Below are 13,281 nucleotides of genomic sequence, written 5' to 3'. Positions count from 1 at the left end.
TTTACACCCTCTTCTTTGTTAATTTAAGTAATACTTTGCTCAAGCTTTCTTCCGTAAGATCCTCTGCATCAGCAAAATCTGATACCGTAAAAGCAGACTCTGTTGTTGGTTTATTTATAAGTTGACGAAGATGCCTCAACATACCATCTGCTATCACTTGAATTTTTAATTTAGAAAACTGTTCCCTACTATACATCCAAATAAAATGTAACTTTTCATCTTTCACCATTCCGATAACATCAATTAGATGAGATGGTTTGGAATCTGGAGCATGATCTAAAAATGTAAATCCTGTCTCTTGCATAAACAAAGAGTCCCTTGAAAACACCTGATCAAATTGGCCCAAATAGTTAAAGCTTATTGAAGGCTTTTGCTGATAAAACGGAAGTAATCCTTTATTCAAGTAACGTAAAATACCATAGTCAACTCCGCGATTTGGGATTCGACGCAATTGCTCTTTGACTGCCTTTAACCCTTCAATAGGTGTCTGAGTTCCTTGAAAATTGAGATGAACGGGATAAATACTCGTGAACCAGCCCACTGTCCTTGATAAATCAATACCTTCAATCATCTCTTCTCTCCCGTGTCCTTCTAGATGAATAGAAACGGTTTGCTGATTTGTACAATCGACGATAGCTTGTCCTAATGCCGTTAATAGTACCTCATCAATCCTTGTCTTATGAGTGACTAGAACTTCGTGAAACAATGCTTGTGTTTCTTCTATTCCTAAAGTCCTCGTCACTTGATCAATCGATTCTTCTGTCGTTTCTTGTATTGGATAGTCCATTGGAATTTTCATCGTTTCTTTTTCTACTTGTTCATTCCAATAATCCTTTACTTCTTTTGAAATACCCGAATCACTGTATGTCTGAAGTCGTTCAGACCATTCTTTAAAAGATGTACTTTTCGCAGGTAAGCGAATTTCTTGACCTTGTTTCATCTGGTTATATACCACCTGTAAATCTTCCAATAGAATCCTCCATGACACTCCATCTACTACTAAATGATGTATCACCCAGAATATTCGATCATTTTCAATCAAGTTATCTTCAAAGTACACTACTTTCATTAACGGACCAGTAATTAAATTGAAACTAGCTTGATGAATATTCATCTCTTCTTGTATTATTTTATTCCACTCTTTTTCATTAACTTGATTCCGTTTTACAACATGGAGTACTGACAGCTCATCAGTCCCTTCATTTCTCTGCCTCCACGTTCCGTTTGGTAACTGTTCGTACCGGAAACGTAAAGCATCATGATGTTTCAGTAAATTTAATATCGCTCCCTCTAGTAATTTCACATCCAATCTTTCTTTTACTCTTAAAAGCATTGATTGATTCCAATGCTCTGTATGTGGATGTTCTTGCTCGAAGAACCAGCACTGAATTGGAGTAAGAGGCACATCACCTATCACAATTCCCTGCTCCGCTTGTACTCCCTGCGTTTCTATAGCCACTTGTGCCAGCTCAGCGATAGTTGGGCATTCAAACATTTGCTTTGGAGTAAGTTTTAACCCCACTTGACTTGCTTGAGATATGATTTGAATACTGAGAATCGAGTCGCCACCAATTTCAAAGAAATTATCATAGATTCCCACCTTTTTAACACCTAATACTCTCTTCCAAATGGTAGTTAGTATCTGTTCGTTACTATTCCGAGGGCCAACACATTCACTATTAATCTGCGTTTCCTCCGGCATAGGTAAGGCCTCACGATCAACTTTACCGTTAGCTGTAAGTGGAATAGCTTCCATCGCCACAAATCCCGAAGGAACCATATAACTTGGTAGTTTCGCTTTAAGATACTCTCTCCACGCATCTACATTTCCATCTCCTACAACATATGCTACTAATCGTTTATCGCCTGGCTGATCTTCTCTTACAATTACAACTACCTCTTTTACATATGCATATGTATGTAAAGTAGACTCAATTTCCCCAATCTCAATTCGGAAACCACGTATTTTAACCTGATGATCAATTCTTCCACGATAATCTAGATTCCCATCTGGCAAATACCTCGCTAAGTCTCCTGTCCGGTATAATCTTGCTTTCAGATCACTACTAAATGGATGAGATATAAAACGCTCTGCTGTTAATTCAGGTCTATTTAAATACCCACGTGCAAGCCCTGCTCCGCCAATATAAAGTTCACCATCAACACCTATAGGAACAGGTTGTTGATAAGCGTCTAGTATATACACTTCTAAATCGGGAATCCGCTTTCCAATATTACTTCTTGAAGCCTGCTGCACATCATCTAAAGTAATTGGATAATATGTAACATGAACTGTAGTTTCTGTAATTCCATACATATTAATTAACTGTGGGTTTTTCTCCCCATACCTTTGAAACCACGGTAACAAGCTAGTAGGTTCTAACGCTTCTCCGCCAAATATGACATAACGCAGCTGCAAATTTTTATTCTCATCTTCTTGTTCACACACTTGTATTAATTGTCGAAATGCGGAAGGTGTCTGATTTAGAACTGTGACTTCTTCCTCCACCAATAATTGATAAAAATCCTTAGGTGATCGACTAATCCAGTACGGAACAACAACTAATTTTCCACCATATAATAATGCTCCCCAAATTTCCCATACTGAGAAATCAAATGCATACGAATGAAAAAGCGTCCAAGTATCTTTTTCATTAAACTGATACCAACAATCCGTCGATTTAAATAACCGAATGACATTGTGATGCTCTATCATAACGCCCTTTGGATTTCCCGTTGATCCCGAAGTATAGATTACATATGCCAGATTTTGGGGACCGACACCAGAAACCGGCAAAGTCTTACTTTCTTTCCCAATCTCATCTTGATCACGATCCAGGCAAATCGACTCAACATTTTCTGGTAACCAGTTCAATTCTTTTAAACTTTCTTGCGTTACGAATAACTGAATGCTAGCATCTTCTAAAATATATTGAAGTCGTTGCTCTGGATATGTTGGATCAAGTGGGACATAAGCCCCACCAGCCTTCAAAATCCCTAAAATACCTACAATAATCTCGTGGGAACGTTCAACGCACAGTCCAACTAAAGTATCAGGTCCTACTCCTTTTTTCTGCAGATAATGAGCTAACTGGTTTGCACGTTCATTAAGCTCCTTATAAGTAATTTTTTCTTTTTCATACGTAACTGCAATAGCATTTGGATAAATCATCGCTTGCCGTTCGAACATTTCATGAATAGTTACTTGAGGCGGGACATCCAGTTTAGGATTGTTGAACTCAACTAAACTTTTTCTTTTATCCTCCTCAGAAATGATTTCTATTTCAGCCACCTTCTGCTTTGGGTTTTCAAAAATATTTTCCAGTATCACTAGCATAACGTTAAAGAATCGTTCTATCTCTTCCTTAGAAAATAGCTCCTCACGATAATCAATATGTACATGTAAAGAGTCTATATCAATTAGATTTTCAATATGCACTGCAAAATCTTGTACTTCTTCACGGTTTGGAATCCATAGTGAGTCACCACTTTCATCACGATCCCTATAATCAATCGTAGTTCCGAAAAGTCTCACATTACTGTTATTCTCTTTATTAATCTGCTTTAATAACAAATCAAATGGATATTTCTGGTGTCTTAATGATTTACTTTGTTTTCTGGACACCCTACTAATAAATGAAAGTACTTCTTCTTCTGGATCAATATCCATTCTTAAAGGAACTGTACTCACCATCATTCCAATCAATTTTCGTTCCATTTTAGTCATACGGTTGCCGTAAGCCATTCCTAAACCAATATCAAGCGATGAGGTCCACCGATACATGGACAACGAGAAAGCAGCAACAAAAAGGGTGTATAAACTAAATTTGTAATCTTCAGAAAATTTTTCTATCTTTCTCTTCAAATGCTCCGTTAATATAAACGTCTCACGTGATGCTTTGGTACTAACTTGGTACGTATTATAAGGCTTCAACCCGGTCACAGATGGCAGTGTTTTAAATTCCTCTAACCAGAATTTTTGATCTTTTTGAAAACGACTACTATTCAAGTATGTTTGTTCATTAGTCAGAAATTGAACATATGAATTTTTAATTTCGCCTTCCTCATTCTCGTTATGCATGTCATAATAATATTTTGCAATCTGCTCAGTAAATATTTGAATTGATAAACCATCCATAATAATATGATGAACATTTCCAAAGACCGCACATTCATTATCGTTTAATTTTATTAAAGCGAAATAGTATAAATTCGAATTAAATAATGTAAACGTTTCTTTTGTTTTCTGCTCAATCCATTCCTCAAGCAAATTTGTATTCTCCACATTACTGAAATCAAAAAACTCAAATTCTTGTTCTTCATGTTTAATAAAATATTGTTTAGGTTCTTGATGCCCATTTTCTTTTAACCTAATGCACAGACCGTCATTTTCACTGATAACGCGATTCACAACTTGGTTTAATTTTGAATAGTTCATTTTTCGATGAAGTTTAAATAAAAATCTTAAATTACATATTCCTTTATCAGAATGAATAACTTCTGTATACCATATTCTTCGCTGCGGATGGCTTAATGGATAACATTCCTCATTGGTCATAAAAAATCTTCCCTTCAAAAATTATTTGCTCTTATAGGTTCGTGTTTATGTTTAGCCCATAAATATTTCTGCAGTGAAACTCCAATTACTCCAATAATAACAAGCCCAATCCCTCCATAAACATAGAGTTGAGTTACTCCAAACAAATGCACTAATGGACCACTCATAGCAGGAGAAATAATTAGAACTGCGTTTGTTAAACTGCTTTGTATACCAAATACTCTTCCTACTTGATCTTGATCCGATTCTATTTGTAAAATGACTTGATTAGATACAAGCATCAGCCCACTTCCGATACCAGCGATAAAACTAATTAAATAGGCTAAAACGAAGACCGTACCGGGCGTTATCAAACCAATCCCCCCAAAACCAATTCCCATTAAAACCATACCTCCACATACTACCCAGCCATATTGAAATTGTTTTAATTTCTGAGTTAGTAATGCACCAAGTATTCCGCCAAGACCAATAATAGAAATGATATATCCCATTTTACTTTTATCATGTGGGAATAAGCTCTTAAATAAAGTTGGGAATTGTGAGTCTACTAATTGTAATACCGCCATGGCTATTGTAACGAAAATCATGGTTGATAATATTATCCGATTAGATAACACATAACCCCACCCTTGTACCCAAGCGGTCCAAGTACTTTGTTTTTGCTTTTCAACAAATTCTTTCGATATAGTTTCTTTAAATTTTATTGTGGGTATCAAAACTAAAGTAGCTAATAAACAACTTATAGCTCTTATAATGAGGCAGAACTCTGGTTGAAACCAGCTCAACAACATGCCCCCTATAAGTGGGCCTACTATCTTTGTACCCTGCTCTACTATTCCGTTGATACTTACTGCTTTAGTAAGCAAGTCCGGGGATACAATCTGTCTTGTTAGTGTTTGCTGTGCAGGATAATAGAAAACAATAAAAATGGAACGAATCATTAATGCCACTAAGAGCCAGTGGATATCTTGTACAAATAAAAGAGCAATTGTTATTAGACCAACCATTAGATTACAGAACATCATAATTGGAATTTTTCTAAAACGATCTGCAATAACACCTGCCCATGAGCCAAAAATAATTCCAGGAAGTGCATATGCAACAGGAATCAATCCAATCATAGTAGGATCTACTTCCCATTCAAACCCAACTATAGTCATAATCGCTAACATATCAATAAAAACACCAAGCATAAGCAATGAATAGGCAGAGAAAACTTGTAAATAAACCCTATTTCCTAATAGGCCTTTTGAATCAGTAGTTTTCATAAAAGCAAGCTCCTTAGGTTACTAATATAAACGCTTTTGCGTATAAGGTACCTCTTTATTAAACTTAATTAATCATTATTGACATCTCACCTAGAATTTAACTTCGTCAAAACTCAAACCGCTCTTATTTTTCATATATTTAAAATAGTCAGACAAGAGAAAGCGTACCTATTTCTTCATTTTTATATCAACTGTTACAAAATATATCTTTACCTTACACTAATAACAGCTAAACGTTGCCTTAATATAACCCTTTACAGTCGTTTGCACATTCAATTCACATCCTTTTTAAAGTTGGCTTTTTTCTATCTCAAATACTATCACACAAATATTTCACCTACTATATTCATAAAGTTGAAATATTTGAATCAGAAAATTCGGATAAAAAAACCAAATCCACAAATCATAACAAAACTATTATTTGGTTATATTTTCATTTTATAGATAGCTTTAACCATAGGAATATTAAGAATAAAGTTTTTTAATTTTATTAATATAATAGTTTATAGAGACTATAAATCCTACTAAATAAAAAGGTACATATACATTAAAGTATATGTACCTTTCCCTATCCTACATATTTTCTATTCAAATTAATTCCAATAACTAAAGTTGATAATAAAAATATAATATTACTAATCACTAATGTACTCATAACAAGAATTAAATAATATAGTATTAATACTTCTGCACCTACTACCTATTTTATTTATTGGATATTTATACTTCAAAAAAATTACACATCATTCACAATTAGGATACATACCTAAAATATGATTTGAACATGTTATTATATTTTAAGATAATATCAGTTTTTCTATAAGAGAACTTAATTTTTTTGTAGTACGAAACTGTTAGTAATACAGTATATACTAATTTAGTTATAAAAACATTTAAAGACCACCTATTTCCATAAGTGATCTTTCTTTGTGATTCTGTATTTGTGCACTACTGTAGAAATATATCGTAGAAACGCTTTGTTTGCTAAATGTTTAGTTCTTTCCATTTACTAAAAAACATAGCTTCATACACTTAATATCATATTCGTTACATTGCAAACTATTATTTTGTCTTCTGTACAGGCAAACTACTAAAAATTAATTCAGCAACTTGTACATATCCTTTTGAGTTTGGATGAATTAAATCCTTAGACCAAAGCGTATTGTCGTTAACTAAATGATGATTCCAAAAATCAACATGATGAAGCTTATACTCTCTGCTCAGTGAATGTATAACTTCATTTGCCTCTAATAATTGTTCTTTTATTACTTGTTTTTTTTCAGAAGCAAAAGGGAGCCTAACTGTAAAATCTGGAAGGTTTGCTATAATAATATCAGCCCCTGCTTTACTTAATGTATCTATCATAAATTCCATATCGTTCTTATATGCATCATGATTCCAACGTCCTTTTAAAACATCGTTTGCCCCTGCAATGAGACTAACCAAATCTGGATTAAAAGTTAACGCCTTTTCCAATTGCTGCAAGCGAATTTCTTCAGTTACTAACCCACGCTTTGCAAAATTGGCATATTCTATATCGTTTTCACACAGTTGAACAAAATGATCTACCCAGCTTTTTAATGCAATTCCCTCAACTTCATCCCCTATCCCCTCTGTAAAACTATCACCAATTGCTACAAATCGCTTCCACATATGTATTCCCCCTTTATTTTTAAACATATCTATACTATACAATAGCTCACACCGTAATTGTTATTTCTAAGTGGTTTTCGATTTCAATTATATTCCACTTTACTATATTTACATTTAGAATCCAAAATTGACCGATTCCCAAGTATACTAAGGAATCGGTCATATTCGTATATTTACTAAAGAAATAAAATCTCCCTAGGAATTATACTTTTTTTCAAAAAAATTGTTGTTATTTGTTTTGCCCAGTTGATACATTTCTTTTCGATTAAATGATACGAAACTATAGAAAAAAGTAGTGTCATTGCAATGCACAAAGTAAGAAGAAAAAATTACACCCTGACATTCCAAGCTATCCACATAAGAATCTATAGTGCTTTGAAACCTTTTGTTTCAAACTAATATTTAGTTGTATCCTATAAAATTAGCTTTTTACTATATCAATCGTACGATCCCACATACCACTAAAAAAAGATCCTGTTTTACGTATAAAACGTGTAAGCCAATTTGCTTGTTCCACATCAGATTTTGTTACAAGGTCTATTTGTAATGAATTACCTGATAAGAACCCAGGATCTGTATTATCTTTAGACGAGATAATCATTTTACTAATTGTTACACCTTTTTTAATAGGCGCTTCTTGTTCCCTATTCGATACTTTAAATTCTTTTTTATAAATGTCTTTATTGCCCTTCGGCATTGGAAGTGAAACAGCTTGCTTCGTTTGAACTACTACATCTTTGTCTTTTGCATTTGCCACTCGAACTGTTTCATGTCCTTTTATTACTGAATCTTTTCCGTAGACATTCTTCACTTCAAAATTCGCAAATCCATAATCGTATAATTTCTTTGTTTCATCAAAACGTGCCGTATGAGATTTTGCTTTTATCACTACAGAAATTAGTCGCATACCATTTCTTTCTACTGTACCAGTGAAACAATCTCCCGCTTCTGGAGTCGTTCCTGTTTTCAAACCATCTACACCTTCATATTGCTTAATTAAGCCTTTTAACATCCAGTTAAAGTTCGCCATATCAATTGGATATTTACCACCCTCTTGGAATGTTTTTTTAGGAATTTTTGCTGTATTTAATATTTGGGGGAAATCTTGAATAAGACGTTGTGCTAAAATTGCACAATCCCTTGCAGACATTTTATTTTTCTCTTCTAGAGTTGTCCCTTCTAGATGATATCCTTTTAAATCTTGATTTGTTAAGCCAGTAGAGTTTACAAACTTATAATCTTTCATACCAAACTCTTTTGACTTATCGTTCATCATTTTTACAAAATTGACCTCTTTACCAGCAATCTGTTCAACTAAAGCAATTGTTGCACCATTTGCAGAGTAAATTGCCATTGCCTCATATAACTCTTTTACCGTATAAGAGCCACCATTTTCTAATGGAACATTTGATAGTGAACGATCTTGCGAAATCTTATGTGCATATTCAGAGATTTTAACTTTTTGATCCCATTTAAGTTTTCCTTTATCCACCGCTTCATGAACTAAGTATTCGCTCATCATTTTTGTCATACTAGCAATTGCCAATGATTCATCTGCATTTTTTTCATATAAAATTTTTCCAGAATTTGCTTCTATTAAAATTGCTGACCCTGCTTCAACGTCTATAGCAGGATCTGTTTCCGCTGCTGCTTTTCCAATTGTAACGACCATGCTACAAAATATTGTAAGCACTGTTACTATTGCAATAACTCTATTGCAAAACATACCTTTCACTTCTGTTACCTCCAATTTCTTTGTACTTAAAAAAAGCGTTATTCTAACATAATCCCGCAAAAAAATAGAAAGTGTTCTCAAATTGTATATACATATAAAACGTTAGAATCGCTTTCATATAGACCATCTCATCCGACATTTTTAGGTGCGCTAATACTTTGTATTCCCACACATATCCTTATTTTTAATCCCCTTATATTTTTCAAAATGATTCACACTTTCATATTTTTTTAGGATTACAGTTAATAGACAATCTAAATAATACATTTGTTCCACATTTACAAAAAATAAAAACTACACCCTATACTGGATGTAGTTTTTCTAACTGATTTATTTATTTTTCACTTCATTTTTATAAAAAGCAAATAATGGTTCGATGGATGGACTAGATAACAGCGGAATTGCCTTCTCAATCAATTTCCTATCCCAATCAAACCAACGCATTTCCATTAACATGTTTATTTCTGTATCAGTGAATCGTTTCTTTATTTCCTTAGCAGGATTTCTTGTATACGGCGGAACATCTTTACTTACGACTGATCCTGCAGCAACAATTGCACCTTCACCAATAGTAACGCCAGTCATTATTATAGCATTCATTCCAATCCAAGCATCACTTTTAATGACTGTATCTCCCTTAGGTTCATATGATTGTTTAATTTGCTCAGCGAATGGATATACTGTAATCCATTCTGAGTGATGATTATGATTACCACCCATTAAAATGACTACCCCGCTTGCTATGCAAACATAATTCCCAATAATGAGTTTGTCAAGGTGCCATCCCATCTGTTCAATTGGATTGAACAGTGCTTGGGACTTAGCATCTCCCCACAAATACCTTACACAGCCATCTTCAAAATTTTGATGACTATAATAGCCTGAATAATAGGAGTACTCTCCTACTTCAATGAGTGGATTTGTTACTATATCTTTTATATACTTTGTTTCTGACCAATGATTAAATAATGGATGCTTCATAACTTTATTCCTCGCTTCTAAGTATTATATATATTGCTATTTACTTAGAAGCTTACTACGACTGCTACATTTTTTAGCTTTCTCAAACGACGAATCATTATCTTCAAGCCTTTCTTTTATACTATAAAAAAGCATAACGCAATACATTACACTAGTCAAATTGTGTAATTTTGAACACATCTTAAACAGCGTAATACTGCAATAGGAACATGAAAACACTCTAACTTTGATACAAATAATATATTGATTACATTTAGTTCATATTTTGTAAAAAAATCTTAATTGCCATAACAAAGCAAACAATAACCACTATTGGTCGTATTAATGCCGTCCCTTTTGTAAGCACCATCTTTGCCCCAATATATGATCCTATTATTTGACCAAGCATCATAATCAATCCAATTGTCCAATCGATTTGGCCAAAAATAATAAAATACAACAAAGCAGCGAAATTACTTGTAAAGTTCAAAATCTTAGCATTTGCAGTCGCCCGTGTAGCACTATATCCACATAAAAGAATGAACGCTAAAGCAATTAAACTACCTGTTCCTGGGCCGAAGAAACCATCATAAAATCCCAGTAACGGAGCCACTGTTAACGCAAACAACAACATACTTATTTTTCTCGGTCGATCTTCGTTTGCTATATTTGGAGATAATAGAAAATAAATGCCAATAAAAACAAGTAAAAAAGGTAATATCATAATTAGATATTCTGCTCGTATCTGTAAAACAAGCCATCCACCGAAAACTGATCCAAAAAAGGTCATTAAGATGGACAAACGCATTTCTTTAAGATTAATTTCTTTCTTCTTAATAAAAAACACTGTTGCCATGAGAGTTCCGCTACTCCCTTGCAGTTTATTAGTTGCTATCGCTACAGAAGGAGACATACCTACTAATAACATTATCGGGATAGTTATCATACCACCGCCTCCAGCAATCGTATCTATCCATCCTGCTAATACAGCTACTAAAAATAGTAGTATGAGTAATTCAATAGTAAAATCCATACAAAGAATATGGGAAGGCTTGAGCTATTATACCCCAAACCTCCCCATCTTCCCTCCTCTCTTTAAACTAGTTAATTAAATCTTTAAAGTAACTTTCTTTCTGATCACGTAATCGGCTGGAAACGTATTGCCTGCAAACAATTCTTCTTCCGTATTTATTATTTCCAATCGGGATTTTATATTCTTCCTCAGATAACCTTTCTCTACCATGAGTTACATTTGTTTGTTTACCATAGTATGAATTTGGGATAATTAATAAATCTTCAGATGTAAGTGGAACCTTATAAGTAGGCGTTGTTCGTAAGAGTTCTAAAAACATGTCAAATTTCAATTTTTCTTCTTCACTTTCTCCTACATAAATCAATCTATTCTCTGCTCCATTTAAACAAGTTGCAATAATATCACCATTATCATCTAAAAATATAATTTGGTTTATTTCCCCTACAAATCCCGATATTTCACCATCAGCCATTCCTGCGATATGAGCAATAGGCATTTTACTTATCGCCAATATGTCATCTTTACTGAAGAAATTTTCTTCAAGATGCTTTTGAAGTAATTTTGGCGTTCCAATATGAGTTTGAGTTTTTAAATTTAACACTCCTTTTAATAAAAGAGCATCAACTCTAGTAAATTTTCCACAAGTAATTTCAGACACTATTCGTTCCACGGATTTATTAAGTCTATTTGATACAATTTCTAAATTCGTATTGAATGTTTTCAATCTTGCTTCAATATCTGATTGGTCTTTCATATCTGTATACACTGTGGCATCGTTATGTTGATAAAAGTTCCCGCCACCGGTGCTTGCACCGACATTTCGCAAAACTTCATCGTTGTTTAAAGGTGAAATGAGATGAAATCTATTTTTCCCTGCATGTTCGGATGGGTGAATTAAAGCATCATAATTAAAAAGTGTGGCAAAAAGCCAGGTGCCCCATTCTGCATAAAAATATTTTTTCATTCTATCGTGTTCGTCTTCACCATAATTAAAACCTCTGCGATTTTCCCCAGGTAATAGTGTTTCTATAGGATCACATGGAGTATTTTTAATAAGGATAGGCGGTACGCTCCCACCACAATTCGCTATTTTTATCATATGTAGTAGATTTTTCATGTCTGAATTCGGAGTTTTCTTTGAATAGTCAATCAAACAATTAAGCCACTCTTTTGAAAAATATGCTGCTATTTCTTGATCACAAGTATAAGGATTATGAGTTTTTAATTCATTTTCTATCAGATTCTTCATTTTATCCTTCAATAGATTCGGAATAGTAATTTCTTCAATTTCTGTAATCTGCAGTATTCCTTTATTCATTATAAAACCTCCGTTGTTTTATTTTTTACACCCTATCTTCTATTAAACAAACTATCCACTTCTTTTTTACTCCTTTACTTTTCGTCAGAGCTATTAGAATTACCGATTTACAAATAAAAAACATGGAGTATAAGAGATTTCTTCTTAGTTACATTTCCCCCACGAACCTCCATTGATTTGGCAAATTTAATTTGAAAATCTGATTCATTTTCATACTTTACTTTCAAACTATGTTTATATGATTTTCAATTCAAGTAAGAGTATTTCATTTTCTAAAGTTTTCCTAATTTTAAAATCAGAATTTTCAATACAACTATGTTAACATTAAAAATATAACACGAAACAAAAAAATGTAAATAAATAGTTTTTTTATAAAAAATAGTCAGACTATTTATAAGGTAATCCGTATTCCATTGAACCAACTACGGCCTCTCAATTTTATTGATAACAATAAAAAAGCCCCCTAAATTGAAGTGACCCCCGAAAGTTAGACAGGTCGTTTCATTAGGCAGCCTCTAGGGTATGAGCCCGGTATTGTACTGGGCTCATACCCTTTAATTTTGCCTTAATTCTTTTATGATTATAGTATTCTATATACTTTGCTAATTCTTGTTTGAAATGTGTTATACTTTCAAATTCTTTTCGATACAGAAATTCCGATTTCATGATACCGAAGAAATTTTCAATAACGGCATTGTCATAACAGTTTCCTTTGCGAGACATACTTTGAGTTATGCCACAATTCTTAAGAGAATG

8 protein-coding genes and 1 pseudogene are annotated in these 13,281 nt (G+C 33.5%); all 9 read right to left on the bottom strand.

The window, feature by feature from the left end:
- Nucleotide 1 precedes the first annotated feature (1 nt).
- Entirely contained in the window at nucleotides 2-4,558 is a 4,557-nt protein-coding gene (locus D1166_RS25710) for a non-ribosomal peptide synthetase (protein WP_118043481.1), read from the bottom strand.
- Nucleotides 4,559-4,572: 14 nt separating this feature from the next.
- A complete protein-coding gene (locus D1166_RS25705) occupies nucleotides 4,573-5,826 on the bottom strand; it encodes an MFS transporter (protein ID WP_000858613.1) in 1,254 nt (417 codons plus the stop codon).
- Between the two features lie 1,062 nt (nucleotides 5,827-6,888).
- Complete coding sequence (locus tag D1166_RS25700; RefSeq protein WP_118043480.1) at nucleotides 6,889-7,479, bottom strand: SGNH/GDSL hydrolase family protein; 591 nt, start codon at nucleotides 7,477-7,479, stop codon at nucleotides 6,889-6,891.
- A 176-nt stretch (nucleotides 7,480-7,655) separates the two neighbouring features.
- Nucleotides 7,656-7,808, bottom strand: a pseudogene (locus D1166_RS25695) (acyltransferase family protein); the annotation flags it as partial.
- Between the two features lie 92 nt (nucleotides 7,809-7,900).
- Nucleotides 7,901-9,214 (bottom strand): D-alanyl-D-alanine carboxypeptidase family protein, encoded by a 1,314-nt coding sequence (locus D1166_RS25690; protein WP_000677706.1) that lies wholly within the window; start codon nucleotides 9,212-9,214, stop codon nucleotides 7,901-7,903.
- Between the two features lie 330 nt (nucleotides 9,215-9,544).
- Entirely contained in the window at nucleotides 9,545-10,195 is a 651-nt protein-coding gene (locus D1166_RS25685) for a CatB-related O-acetyltransferase (RefSeq protein ID WP_098318684.1), read from the bottom strand.
- A gap of 253 nt (nucleotides 10,196-10,448) precedes the next feature.
- Nucleotides 10,449-11,207, bottom strand: coding sequence for a TSUP family transporter (locus D1166_RS25680; protein WP_000347986.1), 759 nt, complete (start codon nucleotides 11,205-11,207; stop codon nucleotides 10,449-10,451).
- A gap of 67 nt (nucleotides 11,208-11,274) precedes the next feature.
- A complete protein-coding gene (locus D1166_RS25675) occupies nucleotides 11,275-12,525 on the bottom strand; it encodes a hypothetical protein (RefSeq protein ID WP_098318683.1) in 1,251 nt (416 codons plus the stop codon).
- A 504-nt stretch (nucleotides 12,526-13,029) separates the two neighbouring features.
- Nucleotides 13,030-13,281 (bottom strand): IS3 family transposase (locus D1166_RS25670; protein ID WP_141530432.1); only part of this gene is annotated, 252 nt, incomplete at its 5' end.

Source organism: Bacillus sp. ISO11 (assembly GCF_003458115.1).
Taxonomy (GTDB): Bacteria; Bacillota; Bacilli; order Bacillales; family Bacillaceae_G; genus Bacillus_A; species Bacillus_A cereus.
This window is presented reverse-complemented; position numbering and strand designations above follow the sequence as displayed.

Bases quoted from the DNA above. Each gene is read 5' to 3' on its own strand.
- D1166_RS25705 (WP_000858613.1), bottom strand. From the start codon at position 5,826: ATGAAAACTACTGATTCAAAAGGCCTATTAGGAAATAGGGTTTATTTA.
- D1166_RS25685 (WP_098318684.1), bottom strand. From the start codon at position 10,195: ATGAAGCATCCATTATTTAATCATTGGTCAGAAACAAAGTATATAAAA.
- D1166_RS25675 (WP_098318683.1), bottom strand. From the start codon at position 12,525: ATGAATAAAGGAATACTGCAGATTACAGAAATTGAAGAAATTACTATT.
- D1166_RS25700 (WP_118043480.1), bottom strand. From the start codon at position 7,479: ATGTGGAAGCGATTTGTAGCAATTGGTGATAGTTTTACAGAGGGGATA.
- D1166_RS25680 (WP_000347986.1), bottom strand. From the start codon at position 11,207: ATGGATTTTACTATTGAATTACTCATACTACTATTTTTAGTAGCTGTA.
- D1166_RS25710 (WP_118043481.1), bottom strand. From the start codon at position 4,558: ATGACCAATGAGGAATGTTATCCATTAAGCCATCCGCAGCGAAGAATA.